At 61.2% G+C, this 16,259-nt stretch carries 18 protein-coding genes; 5 read left to right on the forward strand and 13 right to left on the reverse strand.

Annotated features, from left to right (window positions below):
• Positions 1-91: 91 nt before the first annotated feature.
• From qcrB to ctaE, 4 genes are all read right to left on the reverse strand, one after another.
• A complete protein-coding gene (qcrB, locus tag AU252_RS21400) occupies positions 92-1,768 on the reverse strand; it encodes a cytochrome bc1 complex cytochrome b subunit (RefSeq protein WP_058932439.1) in 1,677 nt (558 codons plus the stop codon).
• On the reverse strand, positions 1,746-2,816 hold the full coding sequence (qcrA, locus tag AU252_RS21405; protein WP_058932440.1) for a cytochrome bc1 complex Rieske iron-sulfur subunit: 1,071 nt from the start codon (positions 2,814-2,816) through the stop codon (positions 1,746-1,748). The genes qcrB and qcrA overlap by 23 nt, the downstream gene beginning before the upstream one ends.
• A gap of 99 nt (positions 2,817-2,915) precedes the next feature.
• Positions 2,916-3,704, reverse strand: coding sequence for a cytochrome bc1 complex diheme cytochrome c subunit (qcrC, locus tag AU252_RS21410; RefSeq protein ID WP_058932441.1), 789 nt, complete (start codon positions 3,702-3,704; stop codon positions 2,916-2,918).
• Positions 3,705-3,791: 87 nt separating this feature from the next.
• Positions 3,792-4,430 carry an aa3-type cytochrome oxidase subunit III gene (gene ctaE / locus AU252_RS21415; protein WP_205630599.1) on the reverse strand — a complete coding sequence of 213 codons (639 nt, stop codon included), beginning with the start codon at positions 4,428-4,430 and terminating at the stop codon, positions 3,792-3,794.
• A gap of 147 nt (positions 4,431-4,577) precedes the next feature.
• Between ctaE and trpD the strand changes: the two genes are divergently transcribed.
• Positions 4,578-5,636 (forward strand): anthranilate phosphoribosyltransferase, encoded by a 1,059-nt coding sequence (gene trpD / locus AU252_RS21420; protein WP_058932443.1) that lies wholly within the window; start codon positions 4,578-4,580, stop codon positions 5,634-5,636.
• A gap of 68 nt (positions 5,637-5,704) precedes the next feature.
• Here the strand turns inward: trpD and AU252_RS21425 are convergent, their stop codons facing one another.
• Complete coding sequence (locus tag AU252_RS21425) at positions 5,705-5,986, reverse strand: Lrp/AsnC family transcriptional regulator (protein WP_058932444.1); 282 nt, start codon at positions 5,984-5,986, stop codon at positions 5,705-5,707.
• Between the two features lie 120 nt (positions 5,987-6,106).
• Positions 6,107-6,502, reverse strand: coding sequence for a DUF3054 domain-containing protein (locus AU252_RS21430; protein WP_058932445.1), 396 nt, complete (start codon positions 6,500-6,502; stop codon positions 6,107-6,109).
• 113 nt (positions 6,503-6,615) lie between these two features.
• Between AU252_RS21430 and AU252_RS21435 the strand changes: the two genes are divergently transcribed.
• The 3 genes from AU252_RS21435 to AU252_RS21445 all read left to right on the forward strand — a co-directional run bounded on the left by AU252_RS21435 (position 6,616) and on the right by AU252_RS21445 (position 8,302).
• Complete coding sequence (locus tag AU252_RS21435; RefSeq protein WP_058932446.1) at positions 6,616-7,011, forward strand: VOC family protein; 396 nt, start codon at positions 6,616-6,618, stop codon at positions 7,009-7,011.
• 23 nt (positions 7,012-7,034) lie between these two features.
• Positions 7,035-7,505 carry a VOC family protein gene (locus tag AU252_RS21440; RefSeq protein ID WP_058932447.1) on the forward strand — a complete coding sequence of 157 codons (471 nt, stop codon included), beginning with the start codon at positions 7,035-7,037 and terminating at the stop codon, positions 7,503-7,505.
• Between the two features lie 443 nt (positions 7,506-7,948).
• Positions 7,949-8,302 carry a DUF6176 family protein gene (locus AU252_RS21445; protein WP_058932448.1) on the forward strand — a complete coding sequence of 118 codons (354 nt, stop codon included), beginning with the start codon at positions 7,949-7,951 and terminating at the stop codon, positions 8,300-8,302.
• Positions 8,303-8,654: 352 nt separating this feature from the next.
• Here AU252_RS21445 and AU252_RS21450 read toward each other — a convergent pair whose 3' ends face one another.
• Complete coding sequence (locus AU252_RS21450) at positions 8,655-9,230, reverse strand: AAA family ATPase (protein ID WP_157769044.1); 576 nt, start codon at positions 9,228-9,230, stop codon at positions 8,655-8,657.
• 191 nt (positions 9,231-9,421) lie between these two features.
• On the opposite strand from AU252_RS21450, the gene AU252_RS21455 reads away from it, so the two are divergent.
• Positions 9,422-9,958, forward strand: a complete 537-nt coding sequence (locus AU252_RS21455) for an adenylyl-sulfate kinase (protein ID WP_058932449.1) — start codon at positions 9,422-9,424, stop codon at positions 9,956-9,958.
• A 44-nt stretch (positions 9,959-10,002) separates the two neighbouring features.
• Here AU252_RS21455 and AU252_RS21460 read toward each other — a convergent pair whose 3' ends face one another.
• From AU252_RS21460 to AU252_RS21485, 6 genes are all read right to left on the reverse strand, one after another.
• Positions 10,003-10,551 carry a uridine kinase family protein gene (locus AU252_RS21460; protein ID WP_205630600.1) on the reverse strand — a complete coding sequence of 183 codons (549 nt, stop codon included), beginning with the start codon at positions 10,549-10,551 and terminating at the stop codon, positions 10,003-10,005.
• A gap of 177 nt (positions 10,552-10,728) precedes the next feature.
• Complete coding sequence (locus AU252_RS21465; protein WP_157769045.1) at positions 10,729-10,977, reverse strand: hypothetical protein; 249 nt, start codon at positions 10,975-10,977, stop codon at positions 10,729-10,731.
• Positions 10,978-11,310: 333 nt separating this feature from the next.
• Positions 11,311-12,828 carry a recombinase XerD gene (locus tag AU252_RS21470; protein WP_205630601.1) on the reverse strand — a complete coding sequence of 506 codons (1,518 nt, stop codon included), beginning with the start codon at positions 12,826-12,828 and terminating at the stop codon, positions 11,311-11,313.
• Positions 12,818-13,156 (reverse strand): helix-turn-helix domain-containing protein, encoded by a 339-nt coding sequence (locus AU252_RS21475; RefSeq protein ID WP_058930822.1) that lies wholly within the window; start codon positions 13,154-13,156, stop codon positions 12,818-12,820. Before AU252_RS21475 ends, AU252_RS21470 begins: the two co-directional genes overlap by 11 nt.
• A complete protein-coding gene (locus AU252_RS21480) occupies positions 13,153-14,259 on the reverse strand; it encodes a tyrosine-type recombinase/integrase (protein WP_058932451.1) in 1,107 nt (368 codons plus the stop codon). The genes AU252_RS21475 and AU252_RS21480 overlap by 4 nt, the downstream gene beginning before the upstream one ends.
• 826 nt (positions 14,260-15,085) lie before the next feature.
• Positions 15,086-16,153: a hypothetical protein gene (locus AU252_RS21485; protein ID WP_157769046.1), complete on the reverse strand. Its 1,068-nt coding sequence runs from the start codon at positions 16,151-16,153 to the stop codon at positions 15,086-15,088.
• Positions 16,154-16,259 lie beyond the last annotated feature (106 nt).

A 16,259-nucleotide genomic window follows, 5' to 3' on the forward strand; every position in this document is an offset into this window, starting at 1 on the left:
CGCCAGCTGACAACAGCGGCGGCAGCCAGCAACGGGAAAGGCCCGGTCCAAGTGGACCGGGCCTTTCCCGTTGGAGCATAGCTGCTGTGAGTTAGTGGCTGAGGCTCTTGGTTTCCTCGCCGGCCTCAACTGCCGGGTGGGCGTGGTGGCCGTGTGCGGCCTCCAGCTCTGCAGGCGTGGCCGGTGCTACACGGTCCTCGAAGAACCACTTGGACAGGAAAGCACGCTGCTTTTCCTTGCGCGTCACAATGCCGTGGTCGTTGGGGACCGCTGGCAGCGGCGAGGGGGATTCGAATCCAACGAGCTTGTAGCGCTTGTACTCATCCAGGGGCGCATGCACTTCGATGAATTCGCCATGCGGAAGGCGGACAATGCGTCCTGTTTCCCGGCCATGGAGGGCGATTTCGCGGTCCTTGCGCTGGAGGGCGAGGGCTACCCGCTTGGCAACCATAAACGCGATGACCGGGCCGATGAAGAACAACGCGCGAAGCCAGTACGTCACATCGTTCAGGGACACGTGGAAGTGTGTGGCGATAAGGTCCGAGCCAGCGGCTGCCCACATCACGCAGTACCAGACGAAACCGGCGACGCCGATGGCGGTGCGGGTGGGGGCGTTCCGCGGACGGTCCAGGACGTGGTGTTCGCGGGTGTCCTTGGTGATCCAGCTTTCGATCCACGGGTACATGAACATCACCGTGAACAGGATGCCTGCCGGTATCAAGGCCGGCAACAGGACGTTCAGCGTCAGCACGTAGCCGAAGACAACGTACTCGAACTGGAAATCACCGATGACACCGGGCATAAGCCTCAGGGCACCGTCAACGAACCCGATGTACCAGTCAGGCTGGGTACCGGCAGACACCGGCGAGGGATCGTACGGGCCGTAGTTCCAGATCGGGTTGATCGTGAAGAAGCCAGCCATCAGGGCAATTACACCGAAGACGATGAAGAAGAAGCCGCCGGCCTTGGCTGCGTACACGGGGCCAAGCGGGTAGCCAACAACGTTGCCGTCGTTGCGGCCCGGGCCGGGGTACTGGGTGTGCTTGTGCACAACCACCATGAACAGGTGCAGAACGATCATCAACAGGATGAGCGCGGGTACGAGCAGGATGTGCAGCATGTAAAGGCGGCCGATCACAGCCGTCCCCGGGAACTCGCCACCGAAGAAGAAGAAGGAAATATAGGTCCCGACAACCGGGATTGCCTTCATAACGCCGTCGATGATCCGCAGGCCGTTGCCGGAGAGCAGGTCATCGGGGAGGGAGTATCCGGTGAAGCCGGCTGCCATGGCGAGGATCAGGAGGACGCTGCCAACAACCCAGTTCATTTCACGCGGTTTACGGAAGGCGCCCGTGAAGAAGACGCGCAGCATGTGGACGGCGATCGACGCTACGAAAAGCAGTGCAGCCCAGTGGTGCACCTGGCGCATGAACAGGCCACCGCGGACGTCGAAGGAAATATCCAGCGAGGTGCTGTACGCCACGGACATTTCGACGTTCTTCAACGGCAGGTAAGACCCGTCGTAGTGCGTTTCCGCCATGGACGGATCGAAGAAGAAGGTCAGGAAGGTGCCCGAAAGCAAGAGGATAACGAAGGAGTAGAGGGCTACTTCGCCAAACATAAACGACCAGTGGTCGGGAAAGACCTTGCGTCCGAATTCGCGCAGGATTCCTGATCCGCCAACTCGCGCGTCAACAAAATCAGTGATGCGTCCGGCTTTAGTCTTGGCGACGAAGGCGGGGGCTTCAGCTCTTGATGCTGCGCTCATGCTCATCACGCTCCCAGTAACTCGGTCCTACAGGTTCATTGAAGTCGCTGGTTGCGACCAGGTAGCCCTCGGCGTCCACTGCAATCGGCAGCTGGGGGAGGGGCCGGCTGGCGGGGCCAAAGATCACTTTGCACTCGTTCGTGAGGTCAAAAGTGGACTGGTGGCACGGGCACAGCAGGTGGTGCGTCTGCTGCTCGTACAGAGCAACGGGGCAACCGACGTGGGTGCAGATCTTGGAGTAGGCAACGATCCCGTTGTAGCTCCAGTCTTCGCGGCCCGCCGAGGGGTTCAGCGAGGCGGGATCCAGGCGCATCAGCAGTACAACTGCCTTGGCCTTTTCGTTGAGCTTGCCTTCATGCAATTCGTTCAGGCCCTCAGGAATAACGTGGAAAGCCGACCCGATGGTGACGTCAGAGGCCTTGATGGGTGTGCCGTCGGGGTCGCGGGTGAGGCGCTTGAGCTTGCCTTCCTGCGGTGCCCACATGGTGTGGGCCAGCGCCCGGTCGGGGCGGGGGCCGAGGTCACCGAAAACCGCAATTGCGGGAAGCGGGGCCAGGGCCACAGCGCCGAGCAGGGTGTTGCGGATGAGCGGGCGGCGCTTGATGCCGGTCTCTTCCACGATGTCATCCACGATCCGGACTGCCGCCAAGCGGTCTTCTTCGGTGCGGATGGGATGGCGTTCTTCGGAGACTTCATGGTCCGGCATCAGGGCCTTGGCCCAGTGCACAATACCGGTGCCGATGCCGAGCATCGCAAACGCGGTGCCAAGGCCCAGCAGGGCGTTCTGCAGCCGTATGGTGGCGATACTTGTGCCATCGCCCAAGTCGATGGCAAAGTACGCCACCAGGAAGATCAGGGTGCCGACAACTGACGCGCCGAAAAGTACGGCGACCTGCCGTTCTGCACGCTTTGCGGCCTTCGGGTCCGTGTCGGCCAGGCGCAAACGGTGCGGGGGAATTCCAGGATCCTGGAACTTCTCCACCTCATTCTGACCAGCCGTAGCTACGGTGCCCGAGTGGTTCGGACTGCCGTCACTATGGTTGCCCATAATTCGCCTCATCCTTCTCTCGTCCCGGCGTCTGCCGGGTTAGTTTTCAATTTCAAACTGCTGACTGGGCAGCAGAAGTTCTTAAGATTCCCGTAGCGCCTAAGACGTCCGGGAAGTAAGCCAGATGGTGAAGGCGATGATGACACCCAGGCCTGCAATCCAGACGAAGAGGCCTTCAGAGACGGGACCGAGGGCGCCGAGGTCAGCGCCACCGGGGGAGCCGTTGGCCTCGATCTGCTTCAGGAACGTGACGATGTCGCGCTTGCCCTCAGGGGTGACGTTTGTGTCACTGAAGACGGGCATGTTCTGCGGCCCGGTGACCATCGCTTCGTAGATGTGCTTGCCGGATACATCGGCAAGGGCGGGAGCGAACTTGCCGCGGGTGAGTGCACCGCCGGCTGCTGCTGCGTTGTGGCACATCGCGCAGTTCACGCGGAAGAGCTCGCCACCCTTGGCGGCGTCACCCTGCTCATCAAGCAGGTGTTCTTCAGGAATTGCCGGGCCGGCTCCCAGGGAAGCTACGTAGGCTGAAAGCTGGTGGGTCTGGGCCTCGTTGAACTGGGCCGGCTTTTTGTACGCCTGGGGACCGTTCATCTGCATGGGCATCCGCCCGGTACCCACCTGGAAATCAACGGACGCGGCACCGACGCCAACCAGCGAGGGGCCATCCTGGCTGCCGCTCGCGCCCATGCCGTGGCAGGTGGCGCAGTTAGCTTCAAAGAGCTTTTCGCCTTCGGCGGTGTCATTGGCGCTGAAGCTGGTGGTGGATGCCTTGGCCTCGTTGACGGTGGTGGCAACGGCGTACAGCCCACCAGTGACGAGGAGTCCCATCAGTAGCAGCGCGATTACTGCGAGTGGGTGACGCCGCTTTTGCGAGAGAGCCTTCACGTGGTGGTTCCTTTATTCGATCGTGCGCCGGCTCCGTGAGCCGCTTCTTGAAATTCTGCCTCTTGTAGAAAAGGAATCAAAGCTTGACTACTTCAGTACGTAGATGACCAGGAAGAGGCCGATCCAGACAACGTCCACAAAGTGCCAGTAGTAAGACGTGACGATCGCGGAAGTTGCTTCGAAGTGGCCGAACTTCTTTGCTGCGAACGAGCGCCCGATGATGAAGAGGAAAGCTATGAGGCCGCCGATGACGTGCAGGCCGTGGAAGCCGGTGGTCATGTAGAACGCTGAGCCGTAGGCGTTGGATGAGAGCGAAACGTGCTCTGAAACAAGCATTGCGTATTCAGTTGCCTGGCCGGCGACGAAGAACGCACCCATGATGAAGGTCAGCGTGAACCATTCGTTCATGCCCCAGCGGGAGAACTGGAACGGGCCGCCTGTTTTGCGAGGCTGCAGCCGTTCGGCGGCGAAGACGCCCATCTGGCAAGTAAAGGAACTGGCCACGAGGACGATCGTGTTGACGAGCGCAAAGGGGAAGTTGAGCTTGGCTGTCTCTTCCGCCCACATCTGTCCGCTCGTGGAGCGCAGCGTGAAGTACATGGCGAAGAGACCGGCGAAGAACATCAACTCACTGGACAGCCAGACTACGGTTCCGACAGAAACCATATTGGGGCGGTTCAGCGTGGGGTGCGCCGGGGTACTGGGGGCATGGGTCGCAGATGTCACATAGACATTATGTCTATAAAAGTCCGTAGTTCCCAACGCGAACCGCCTTTTCGGGGGACTTTTTCTACAAAGACGCGAAATCACTGTGAAAAGTTCCCGGCGACGTTCACATTGGTCAGGTCCGAGGTGGCTCGATAGCATCAGAAGGTGACTTCTCAGGCAACCGCGCCGGCGGACAGCAACACCTGGCCGCGGCTCATCTCGGCTCTTATCAACGGCACTGACCTCACTGCGGACAATACCGCTTGGGCGATGGACAGAATCATGTCCGGGGAGGCCACCCCCGCGCAGATCGCCGGATTCCTGGTTGCCCTCAGTGCCAAGGGTGAAACCGTGGACGAAATCTCGGGCCTGGTGGAAGCGATGCTGCGCCATGCAACACCCATTGATATCCCTGGTGAGAAGCTGGACATCGTTGGTACCGGCGGTGACCAGCTCAATACGGTCAACATTTCCACCATGTCCGCCCTCGTTGCTGCGGGCGCCGGAGCGAAGGTCGTAAAGCACGGCAACCGAGCAGCGTCATCGTCCTCCGGATCGGCTGACGTGCTTGAAGCGCTAGGGGTCAGGCTCGATCTCCCGGTGGCCCAGGTGGCACGCAACGCGGGGGAGGCTGGAATCACTTTCTGCTTCGCACAGGTATTCCACCCGTCCTTCCGTCACACCGCCGTACCCCGCCGGGAGCTCGCCATCCCCACCGCGTTTAATTTCCTGGGCCCGCTGACCAACCCGGCCCTTGTTCAGGCCTCCGCCGTGGGAGTGGCGAATGCCCGGATGGCTCCGCTGGTGGCGGGCGTCCTGGCGAAGCGCGGCAGCCGTGGCCTGGTTTTCCGTGGCAATGACGGACTGGATGAACTGACCACCACGGGCCCCTCAACCGTCTGGGAAATCCGTGACGGCGCTGTCACTGAGCTGAATTTTGAGCCGGCCGAGCTGGGCATCCGTCCTGCGACGGTGGAGGAACTCCGTGGCGGCGACGCCCAGGCGAACGCCGCCGTCGTCCGTGATGTCCTGGCCGGTAAGAGCGGTGCAGCGCGGGATGCCGTGCTGCTTAATGCGGCCGCCGGGCTGGTGGCTTTTGATGAGTTGTCCGACGGCCCGTTCCTGGAGCGCATGCGTTCGGCGCTTGCCCGGGCCGCGGAGTCGATTGATACCGGTGCTGCCGCTGCGGTCCTCGATAAGTGGGTTTCCCTGACGCGGCCTTGACATAGGTACAGGAAAGGATGCGGGCCCGGCTTTACAGCCGGGCCCGCATCCTTTTTAGGGAAGTGTTCCTACTGTTCGAAGCCGAGAGAGAATGCCGCGTCGAGATCGTGTTGCGAGTAGGCACGGAACGCAATGTGTGTGGTGGTGTGAACCACCGCTGGTACCTTCGACAGCTTGTCGGCAATGACGTCGGCCAGGTCCTCGTGCCGGGCGACGCGGGCAACGGCGATGAGGTCCCATTCGCCCGTTACGGAATAGACCTCGCTGATGCCTGGGATCGCGGAAATTTCCTCGGCGGTTTCCGGGATGCGCGCGGCGTCGGTCTTGATCAGAACGAATGCGGTGATCACTGTTCAATCCTTCCGGATCTGTTGGCCGTAGCTGTGCCCGGCAAGACTCTGTGGTGATGCCAGCCTATTACATGCGCCGTGTCCAACAGGCGTGGACCGGACGCGTGGCCGGCGGTGCCTTCACCTCTTTCTATGCCTGCGTACCAGCGCAAGAAGTGCCCGGTAGCCCACCAGGAACAGCCCCAGGCTCAAGAGCGCAACAACCACGAACGCCACCACCACACTCTGTCCCGTCACTGCCCTCAGGATCATGCCGCCGGCAACGGCGCCAAGCCAGATCACGACGCCGGTTGCCATGGACAGCGGACGCTGCCAGGCCCGCCCCGCCAACCAGGCGATGGCGGCCCCGGCCAGGAACGGCCATGCGGTGAGGAACACGCCGGTGACGACGTCGCCGCGCTGGTGGGCATCCCTGCCGATGGCCGCGAAAACGAGGATGAGGACGACGTCGGACAGTGCCGCCACGGTGATGGCGCGCCTGCCGCCGGTCAAGGATTGGTGCTGGGTCCAGGTCATGGCTTCGAGCCTAACCCGGCGACGGCAGCGGCCTGGTCCTGATGCTTGCCCGGCTACGGGGGATTACGGAAGATGGGTGGGACAACAGCGGTGTTTATCAAGCGGGAGGCACAGTGCGCCTGATCCAGGTGGCCCAGCAGGCACATGACCTCCAGCGGGCCGCAGAGTTCTATTCACAACTGCTCGGGGTGCAGCCAGCGGCGGTCTACGACCCGCCGGGACTGCTGTTCTTCGATCTCGACGGCGTCCGGCTCCTGCTGGAGCGCGGCGCACCGTCGTCGGTCCTGTATCTGGAGGTGGAGGACGTCCGGACTAGCATCAGCGTCCTGCAGGGCAGGGGAGTGGAAGTAGTTGCGCGGCCGCAGGTGATCTTCCACCATGGAGACGCCACCCTGGGTCCGGCGGGAACCGATGAGTGGATGGCCTTCATCCGTGACTCGGAAGGGAACACGGTGGGGCTGGTCAGCCGGCATCCACCGGCCGTTGTGCCGGATGCGGCCCCGGACTAGGCTCTAGCCGGAAGGGAGCAACCATGCAGAAGATTTCCACATGCCTGTGGTTCGAGAACCAGGCCGAAGAGGCCGCCAAGTTCTATGTGTCAGTCTTCGGCGACTCCAGGATTCTGGACGTCTCGCGGTTCGGCGAGGGCGGTCCCGGTCAGGCCGGGCAAGTCATCACAGTGGAGTTTGAGATCGAAGGCCGAAAGTTCATGGCGCTCAACGGGGGAGCGCCGGCCAACTTCACGGAAGCCGTCTCATTTGTGGTCGACTGTTCCGACCAGGCGGAAGTGGACCGCTACTGGTCGGCGCTGACGGACGGCGGGGCGGAGAGCATGTGCGGCTGGCTGAAGGACCGCTACGGCGTGTCCTGGCAGATCGTGCCGTCGGTCCTGGGCTCACTGATTGGCGGTCCGGATCCGGAGGGTGCCCAGCGGGCAATGCAGGCCATGCTCGGGATGCAGAAGCTTGATATCGCCGCACTTCAGACGGCTTATGACGGTTAGGAAGCTCGGGGCAGTCCGGGCCTCCCCGGCAACGGGTCGTTGCCGTAGCCTGAAACACATTTGCCGTCGTGGATCACCCCGGCCCCGGCGGCCTGACGTAGAAAGCCGGGGGAATGCTGAGAGAAGTCGGAGTGGCGGAAACACCGCGGCTCTAAGGTTTCTTGATTTAGCAGCGTCCGGCCGTCCGGTGGTCTTTATCCTCGGCTTCGGCGCCATGGGCCTCCGATACTAGTTTGCCGCCAGCGCCATGATCGAGGTGTCGGTCGTTCCGCCACCACCGTGCGCCGGGCGCTCTACAAAAGGCTCGTTGCAAGGTCGAGATCCCTGAATGTGCGTCACGGCACTATTTGCCGGCGTGGACAGTGCACCAAAGCTGCTATGTACCGCTCCCCCCGAAAGGAATAGGATCGGCCCGTAATCGATCCTAGGAAAGGGAAACTGTCATGGAGTGCATTACTTGGTTCGCCCCGATTCTGCCCGGCAAACTGGAGGCCTGGAAGGCGTTCGATGATGAAGCCAAGGGGCCAAGGTGGGAAGAGCACGACCGGTCCCGAAAGCGCATGGGAGTGGTTCGCGAAGTCGCATCGCTCATGCAGACTCCGGAGGGGGACTTCGTCTGCCTCTTTCAAGAGGCCAAGGATCTCGCCAAGGCCTTCCAAGGGCTCGCGCAGTCGGACGATCCCTACGACGTGTGGTTCCGGGAACGCATCATGGACGTCCACGGATTGACGCAGGAAATGTTGGAGGGACCCCCACCGGCAACGGTCACCTTCGATTATCACAACGACGAGGGCTAAGCCGAATCCCGTTCAGTTAACATTTCCGGATTGTGCATTCGGGGGCGTGGTCCGGATGGGACCACTGGGCTTGCCATAGCCCGGATTCTAGCCATCCCGGCGGCCAGGATGCGTCATCTAAAGTGAGACGCGCCAGCCAATGGTTCAACTTGAGACGTACCAGGCCAATGCTTCATCTATCTTGAGATCGCGTCACCTTAGGTGAGACAGGACAACGGCTGCGGGTGTCCTGTCTCATCTAAAGTGACCCAACGAGCGCCCAAAGCGTGCGGGTGGGCCGACTGTGGCGAGACAGATATGCCGGTGCTGTCTCACCACAGTTGGCCCAAAGCGTAGAACCCGATCTTTGCGATCATCCGCGAAGTATGCACTTGTTCCTAGTGCAATCTGCCGTTAGGGGACCCTGGACGGCCAGCTCCAAGACTTCCCGTGCCACCACTTCTGCTGACTTGTCCGAAGAATCCACCACGAAGTCATCCAGTGACTGATTCACTAGGATGTTCTCTAGCTCGACAGCCCGGTTCAAGTGCCAGAGAAGCCCGTCGGGGTCATTCTGGTGGCGGGCGTTCAGGCGGGTCCGGAGGACCGATTCATCGGCGGTAATCCGACAGATTTCAAGTGGCCTGCCTCCCAACGCCTTTCGATAGCGCGGAATTTCGGTGGCATCCTCAATGACGCCAGCAAGTACGAATGCCTCGACGCCGGCGTCAGCATAATTTCCGACCAGCGATGCGAGATTGACCATCTCGAGCTCATGGTTGAATCTATCGCTCGGTGGTGCTGGCCAGGCCTGGCGTATCGAATCCAGATCGATGATGGCGTGGGCAACGGCTTTCTGTCGCAAGATCCTCCCGATACAACCAGCTACCGTCGTCTTGCCGGCGCCGACTGTTCCATTCAGGAAGATACTTCCGACAAAATTGTCCATTTCCGAAGCCTAGATCAACCGACAGCGGAAGGTCATCCGTATCGGATTATGAGTCGGCTGTGACACGAAGCTTCGATTTGCGGAATCCGTCCGAGGAACCTGAAAGCCGTTGGTAGGGAGTTCGCCGCTGCAGCGGCCCGGGGGTAATTCCTTACTGATTTCAGGGGCGTCCCATTTTGGACGATACTCGGATGGTGAACATGCGCAGTGAGGTTCTTTTCATTGGTGGCCGCGCCGGCGTGGGTAAGAGTTCGCTGGCCTTTGAGCTCCATGCCGAGCTCGCTCAAGCTGAAATCAAACATTGCGTGATTGAAGGCGACAACCTGGACCTGGCGTTCCCGCCTCCGTGGGAATATCAACTGGCCGAACGGAATCTGGCTGCTGTTTGGGGAAATTATCGGGATCTTGGTTACCTGCGGATGATCTACACCAATACTGTGAGTGTCCGATTCACGGAGGAGTTGGCCGCCGCCATGGGTGACGATCCCAAGGTGACAGCGGTGCTTCTGACTTCCAGCGACGAGGCAGCCGCAGCCCGGTTGCGAGGACGCATCCAGGGAAGCGACTTCCAAGACCATCTCGAGCGAAGTATTGCCGCAGCCCGCGAACTCGACTTCTCGACGCCGGCATGGGTGCACCGGATATCTACGGACGACCGCGGCGTGAAAGATGTCGCTTCAGAGGTAATCTCCCTTTTGGGATGGACTGGTGTCGGCTCCGAAGACTGAGATCGCTCGTGTTCTGTCCCTGCTCGGCGATGGGAATTGTCTGGCTAAGTTCCAGGCACAATGATGTCAGCTCGACTGCGAGTCTCGTCCCAGTCAAAGAACTTGCGCTCTGTCTCCATCCATTTATCCCACAGTCCTCGGTGGTCTTCTCCGTCTCGTTCTATGCCGCGTCGGAGACGCTCCTCTTTCGGCGCCTCCACCCAAATGGTGACCGCGATTTTTCCTACGCTCGATTGGCGAGTACACGTGACTCCTTCGATGATTACCACCGGACTCCAGTCCACCGTGGCCCACATCCCAAGAGAATCGCCGAATTCGTCGCTCTCCCAGTCCCGTTGCTGGTAGACGGCAGGCCGCCTGCGCAGTAGCGGGTCCAGAACCTGGGCCTCGAGTCTGGGCCACCACCCGGAAAAGTCGTTCCAGGAAACGAAGTCATCGATTTGAATGACCGGTGCTTTCAGCAAGAAAGCCAATTTGCCCGCGAGGGTGCTCTTGCCAGACCCCGAGGGCCCGTCGATTCCGACTATCTTGATGCCGCTGATGGAGGGCGCATGCGCCACGGCATTTTGGATGCGCGATAAATTGTTGTCCACGTGACAATTATTCATGGATAGAAGGCCGAGGCTGGGTGGCATGGCAGTTCTGAAAGCCGAACAGCAAGGCCGTGGTGCTCCATGGCGATTGAGTCTACTGGCACCCCTGCGTATCAGGTTTGTGCGCATTCGCTGGTCGAATTCTCAGCAACGGCATGCGTCATCGACGTCGGCGCATTATGTGGAACGGGCTCGGGAGATCAGCCTGCCGCTGGAGTTGAAGGTCTCAGCCCATCCACTCTGCGTCACGGCGCTGTATCCCGAATCCACGTGGTTAAAGGAGACCCAGTAGTCGTTGGCATCGCCTGGCCTCACTTGGGCGCCAGTGGGCAGGAGCGCAGAGGTCAGGTTGTGATCGGAGTCGGAAAGTAGCACCACGGAGCTGTCCATCGGCGGCCACTCGGCGATCGCATCGTCGTAGTACACGCATTCGAGGTTCCCGATGTATCCATTGTCATCAAGGAAACAAATCACTGTGCGCTCGATACCGGAGGGCCGCCCAAACTCCTGAAGTTCGACTGGCAGGAGGCGGGACCCGGATGCCGGCGGCGCCTGTGAACGATCCACAAATGGTGTGAAAGAGGGGCAACCGCATGTGCAATTCGGTTCGACTCCCTGAATATGCATCGCTTGCTTGCGGAGTTCCCGGGCGCCTTCGAAATCCAGTGCCAGAAGCCGGTCGAGGATTTGCTGCTCGGAGTTTGTGATTGGCCGCATATTCCAGCCTCGCACAGAAACGCCATCTAGTTTGGAGCTTCTCTATTTGGGCCTCGTTTGCCCGACGTAGCGGGACCATGCGTCACCTGCTGCGTCGGCGTGGAGGAAGGTGACCTGGTAGCTGTAGCCGAGTGCGTCGGCGACCAAGGGTGGCGGTGTGACGGAGAGGTGCTCGTCCAGTGCCGTGTTGCGTGATCCGAGCAGTTCAATTCCGAGGCCACGGAGCCTGAGCATGATCGTGTTCGGGTGGAGGTGCTGGCCTGCCCGGCTTCCGGGGAAGAGCCAGTGGCTTTCTGTACCTGATGCTGTTCGGAGGTTGGGGCGGTTCCGGAGGTGATGGCTGAGGAGTTCCGCGAAAGGCTGCGGGACAGGCACTGGATGCGTGCCTAGGGAGATCGTGATCGTGCCGGTGGTGTCATTGATGTTGACCGCGTCGGTGCGGAGCGCGGCCACCCGGACCAGGGGTTGGGCATAGAGGAGGAGCAATGTCCCGGCGACTCTGTAGGGCAGGGACTCGCTGGTGCCGGTGAGCAGTTCCTTTAGCCAGGCAAGGCGTTGTTCCTGCGGGATGGCAGGCCGGCCTTTAGCGGCGTAGTGCCCGATTTCGACTCGCAAGTTCGTGCCGGTCTTTTTCGCGAAGATGAAGAAAGTCCGGATGGCTTTCCTCGTGGTCGGCCCGGTCGTGAGCCAGGTGTCCACGTCCTGCTGGGTGCAGGTGGCGGCTGTGCGGTGATGGGTCTGCCAGAGCCAGTCGAGGAACTTGATGGTTTCGGTGATTTCCTGTTTGGCGGAGTGCACCGGCCCCTGGGCCGTTTTGCCCGGGGTTGCCATGGCACGGATGCGTCGGAGGTGGTGCCATTTGGCGAAATGCTCGACGGGTTTGGCAACTTCGGCCGGCATGGGGCGCAGCTTGACGTCGATCCAGGCTTCGAAGCGGCTCAGATAGGGGTCCTGGTGGGGGAGGAGCCCGTGATGCACGAGTAGGGCCCGGAGATGGTCGGCTGCCCGTCCCGCCGTATCGCGGTGACTGTCGAGGCCTTCGTGGCTCAGGGGAGTCTGTCCGCTCGAGACGGCCGTCAGGAGCGCCTGGACCTTGGCGGAGCGTTTCCAGGTGATGATGCTTTCCGGTCGATCAGCTTGGCAGAGGACATCGACCAGGCGGTTTGCGGGTGTCCGATCCGCCGGATTCGTGAGCAGCAAGGCGGTGAGGTCGTCCCTGAGTGCGCAGCGGGCGCAGATGCCGCGGCGGTAGAACTCACCTTCGTGGTTGCAGCGGGCGCAGTGGAAGTTGTGGAGGATACCGGCGCAGGGGGCGCACCGTGGTCCTCCATCCTGTGCGGGTGGGCCGGGGAGTAGCCTGTGGTGGCCGCAGTCGGGGCAGGTGCCGTGGGTGCGGGTCGCCACGGTGAAGCAGGGACCGCAGATCTTGCCTTCCGGCCAGCTCGCCCGGGTCTTGCCGGCGTTGCGGCCGCAGCGGGCGCACTGGACGGTTCCGCTTGTGCGAGGCCGTCCGCGGACGGTTTTGCGCGGGATGAGTCCTTCCGGGAGTTCAGTGGTCATCGTCGATGATGCGGGCCCGGCGCGGGCGGACGGTGCGGTTCAGGTCGACGACGTTGGGGGAGTTGCCGGTTCCGGTCTTGCGTGCCCGGACGTCGGCGGCGGTGACGGTGATGAGGTCCTCGGGGCCGCAGGAGAAGATGTCGCATATCGCAGCGATGACCTGCAGAGCGACCCGCTCGGGCTTCTGGTTGACGATGCGGTAGACCTGGGGCCGGGACAGGATGATTCCGCGCTCGGCGAGCAGGGGGATGAGATCGGTGGTGTTGTGAAGACCGCGTGCTGCCATCAGCTCGGACAGCCGCCACGTGTATTCGACCTCGCGCTTCATCGCTGACCTCCCGATTTGTTGCCGAGTGCCTGGTCCATCGTGCGGTCCAGGGACGCCCGCAGCGTGGTGCTGCGGAAGTCGTCGCTGACAAATTGGTAGATGCCTGTGGTCGAGGCGTACTCGTGGCCCATTTGATATTGCACGAATCTAGGATCCCATCCGGCCTCCAACAGGTGCGTGGCATAAGAGCGCCGCAGGGAATGCAGATCCAACCCGTCCGCAGGCATCCCCAGCTCGTCCAGATACCGCCGGAGCCGCCGCAGCAGGGTGGACTCGACGATCAGGCCGCCGCGTTCGCTGGGGAAGAGATCGAGGGTGTGAAGGGTCCCTCGGCCGTTGGCTAGCCAATCCTCAAGGACGCCGGCGGTCCAGTCGAAGACCGTCAGGACGCTGCGGGGCTTGGGCGGTGATGCCTTGCGGGACTTGCCGAACCGGACCTTGCAAACACCGAATTTCCCGAACTTGCGCGCGTGCGGGTTGGTTGCGAAATCGACGGTCTGCAGGTGCCGCAGCTCATTGAACCGAAGGCCGTAGGAGTAAGCCATTTTGAGCATCACAGCGTCGCGGTAGGCCGCCTGCCAACCCTTCTTGCCCGAGGCCTCAATGACTTGAACCTCGTCATCGGCGTGGTCAAAAAGCCTCTGGAGTTCCTCTTTCGTGTAGGCACGCTTGGAGGGTCGGCCTTCGAATTCCTGCACATGGGTGGCCGTGTTCCACTCATAGAAGACCTGGGCCGGATGGGTACCAAAGCGCTCTTCGCAGACCCGGTCCCAGCCATAATCGGGATTGGCGATGTACGACGTGAAGTGACGCAGCGCGGACTGGTGGGCCCGAAGCGTCGAGTGGCTCAAGTGCCGGATCGAGCGCAGGTCCCCGAAATACTCCTCGACATGGGCCGGCGTCCAATGCCACGGAAATTCATTCACATGATCCACGAACCTGCGAACATACCGGATGCGCTGGTCAATGGTGTCGAACTTCAGGTTCCGAGACAGCTGCTGGTTCCGCCAGCCATCGAGCATCTGATCGAAGGACTGCTGTTCAGGATGAAGCAGCTGGACGGAGCCCAGAAGGTGCACCCGTCCGGATCCATCGACTGCCATTCCGCCTCCTAAACCTGCTCCAAAATCTGAATCAATGTTTCATTAAATGCATCATCTCAGCAAATCCGCAGGTCAGAGGCGTTTTTTCTGTCATTCGGCGCACTGACCCGGCCCGCCCAGTCATGACTGGGAACATCGATTGGAGTCGGATACAACCCCTGAACGCCGCGGCGCAAGGCGGGTCCAACGCGCGGCGCGGAATTCCGCGGGAGAGGGCCTGAATGATTCATCCGATGAGATACGCAGAGTACAACTTTACATAATGTAGATTATCGGCGTTATCGGAGAGCGGAGAGTGGCCTGCATTAAGCCGACGTTTAGCGGGTGACTCCGGGGCTTCCGTTGGATGTTGCCGCACGTCAGGTCCGATGGCGCCATAACCGGCGTCCCGAACTCATCCGCTCAGTAATCGGGGCTGGCCAACGCCGGCGTTGAAGCCAGCTCTAGCACCCAGCCCGACAAGCTGGCGGACAATTCGCCTGTGAATCGCAGCGGTAAATGGCGTTATTTTCGCAGCGCTAAAAGGCACGTTTGGTGCCGTTCAGCTGCTGCAGAACGGCATCCCCGCACTGTCAGAAGGTCGGGCGGTCTGCTCCGTCGACTGTCTTGTAATGCCAGGGATTCGAGACGCAACCGCGAAACACCCTGCGCCTCGTATGGCCCTCAATATCTGGCGATTCGTGCTGCCTCCAGTGGTGTTTTGACCTGCATCTCCTTGGCATCCAAGCGGGATGCTGCGCAAGGGCCCGGGCACTCTGCCCAGGCCCTTGGGCATGCATGGCTGCCTGACGTCAACGCTTTTGGGAGGGATGGTTAGCCCGGTCTCTTAGTTGAGTGGAAGTCCGAAGTGGTAGGTGTAGCCCGTCGTGTTCATGGACTTGAATGGTCCCTCGCATTTTCCCGATACCGCCGAGCAAACCGAGATACCTGGACCGATCAGGGCCAACTCTTCAGGCCCGGCCCAGCCGTAGCGCTGCTGGAAACCGCGCCCGATCTTGACTGCTGCCCCGGTCGCAGTCTCGACAATCAGGTCATAGGCCGGGGCGTACCAAAAGTGGCCACCAGGGCTGAGGCCACTGCCGAAAGCCGTTCGGTCTCCATAGGAAGAGTGGACCGATGACAAGACGGTTCCGTCAGCGTTCTCGAAATCGATGCGATCCTCCCTCTCCACCGCCCAAATGTCTCCACTGACATCGGCAACGGGCCGGTCGCTCAGTTGAGGAGCTTCGCCGGCGGCCCACCGCCAAACCCACACATCCCCCGTGGCCCCTCCACCGGGCGAGGTTGCGTAGTAGACAGCGGCATCATCGATTGATCCGTAAACCACACTTTTTTCGGCGGCTAGAGACGGGATCGCTGCCTGGGCGAGCACCTTCCCGGTGCTTGGACGCACGACGACGATGTCCCCGCTGTATTCGCCCCTTTGGACCCAAGAGACCAGGTCATGGCTGGGGTTACCGACTATGTCCCGAATGTCCCGAAACTCACCCCATTGACGGCCCGCGCGGGTTTCTTTGGGTTCCAGCCAGCCGAGCCTCCTGATGCTGTTTTCCCAGTCTGCCCAAACAAGCCTCGATGTCTCGGCATCCACATAGACCACACCAGTGGAAGTCGTTGTGAATGACGCCACGCGAGCCGGTGGCCATCTGTTTTCCCCGACATATAGGTTTCCCGCATCGGTGTAGAACAGGGCATCAGGGCCCCAGCCTTCGCGTGGGGCAACAGATAATTCAGATTCCGAAGTCGAAGGCACCGGAAAGGCCGAACCGGGAAGCGGATGCTCCCCATCCGGCTCCTCATAGGTGCAGCCGCCGACCCAAAACGCCAATCCCAGGCTGACAATGAGCGCCGCTACCCGCTGACGCCCTGATTTACGACACACCCCGCTGCTCACTTCCACACCTTCTGCTCACCTTCGAGGGGTGTCATGGAGCTCATCGATCCACCAAGCCGCTACAGGGTACTGTGAGGCCCCGCAGCCGGGTGGCCCCGAGGTGGGA

The organism is Pseudarthrobacter sulfonivorans (assembly GCF_001484605.1).
Taxonomy (GTDB): domain Bacteria; phylum Actinomycetota; class Actinomycetes; order Actinomycetales; family Micrococcaceae; genus Arthrobacter; species Arthrobacter sulfonivorans_A.

Excerpts from the sequence above, each read along its gene's own strand:
- qcrB (WP_058932439.1), bottom strand. The coding sequence starts at position 1,768 with ATGAGCGCAGCATCAAGAGCTGAAGCCCCCGCCTTCGTCGCCAAGACT.
- qcrA (WP_058932440.1), bottom strand. The coding sequence starts at position 2,816 with ATGGGCAACCATAGTGACGGCAGTCCGAACCACTCGGGCACCGTAGCT.
- AU252_RS21430 (WP_058932445.1), bottom strand. The coding sequence starts at position 6,502 with ATGACCTGGACCCAGCACCAATCCTTGACCGGCGGCAGGCGCGCCATC.
- AU252_RS21440 (WP_058932447.1), top strand. The coding sequence starts at position 7,035 with ATGCAGAAGATTTCCACATGCCTGTGGTTCGAGAACCAGGCCGAAGAG.
- AU252_RS21445 (WP_058932448.1), top strand. The coding sequence starts at position 7,949 with ATGGAGTGCATTACTTGGTTCGCCCCGATTCTGCCCGGCAAACTGGAG.
- AU252_RS21450 (WP_157769044.1), bottom strand. The coding sequence starts at position 9,230 with ATGGACAATTTTGTCGGAAGTATCTTCCTGAATGGAACAGTCGGCGCC.
- AU252_RS21455 (WP_058932449.1), top strand. The coding sequence starts at position 9,422 with ATGGTGAACATGCGCAGTGAGGTTCTTTTCATTGGTGGCCGCGCCGGC.
- AU252_RS21470 (WP_205630601.1), bottom strand. The coding sequence starts at position 12,828 with ATGACCACTGAACTCCCGGAAGGACTCATCCCGCGCAAAACCGTCCGC.
- AU252_RS21475 (WP_058930822.1), bottom strand. The coding sequence starts at position 13,156 with ATGAAGCGCGAGGTCGAATACACGTGGCGGCTGTCCGAGCTGATGGCA.
- AU252_RS21480 (WP_058932451.1), bottom strand. The coding sequence starts at position 14,259 with ATGGCAGTCGATGGATCCGGACGGGTGCACCTTCTGGGCTCCGTCCAG.